Here is a 232-nt window from a genome sequence, read left to right on the forward strand (position 1 = left end):
GCTCCAACGAGTTCCGCTTCGGTGAGGGCATCCTCAACGGCAAGCGAGCGCTGGTCAACGTGCAGGCAGGCGGCCCAGCGGCCGACTATGGCCCGCGGGGTATCAACGGGCCGATCGAGCAACTGCTTTTCCCGCTGACCCATGGCGCGCTGTTCTACCCCGGCATGGACGTGCTCCCAACGCACGCGGTCTATGGCGCGGCTCACGTTTCCACGGCGGAGGAAGTGGAGGC

The 232-nt window shown here is 66.8% G+C and carries 1 protein-coding gene; it reads left to right on the plus strand.

From position 1 onward, the window contains the following. The coding region (locus Q5L94_RS14215) for an NAD(P)H-dependent oxidoreductase (RefSeq protein ID WP_317498994.1) at positions 1 to 232 on the plus strand (232 nt) is incomplete at both ends.

The organism is Idiomarina sp. Sol25, assembly GCF_033052775.1.
GTDB lineage: Bacteria > Pseudomonadota > Gammaproteobacteria > Enterobacterales > Alteromonadaceae > Idiomarina.